This is a genomic window from Pseudomonas sp. GW456-12-10-14-LB2 (assembly GCF_002884345.1).
Classification (GTDB): domain Bacteria; phylum Pseudomonadota; class Gammaproteobacteria; order Pseudomonadales; family Pseudomonadaceae; genus Aquipseudomonas; species Aquipseudomonas paraglycinae.
Map to the genome: position 1 here is coordinate 1 of NZ_POHV01000153.1, position 273 is coordinate 273.

At 65.2% G+C, this 273-nt stretch carries 1 protein-coding gene; it reads right to left on the bottom strand.

Annotated elements, in window-relative coordinates:
* A partial coding sequence (locus C1X29_RS29910; RefSeq protein WP_146023307.1) for a molybdopterin cofactor-binding domain-containing protein occupies nt 1-273 on the bottom strand: 273 nt, incomplete at both ends.

Genomic DNA, 273 nt, shown 5'->3' on the forward strand with positions numbered 1-273 from the left:
GTGCCGGACCAGACGCGGATGTTGCCGTCCTGGAAGTCGGCGACCGCGCAGGACGGGCCGATCGAGGCGTGCATCTGATACGGCCAGACATAAGTGCGCTGCATCGACCTGGCCGCGCCTGAAATGGCCGCATCGACGTCGCCCTTGTCGATCAGCGTGCGCGGGATCGACGGGTGGGTGCGCAGCGCAGTCTCGACATCGGCGAGATTGGTCAGTGTGGGCGTCGGCTTCCAGCTCAGTTTGAGCTGCTCGGCCGCACGAATCGCATTCTCA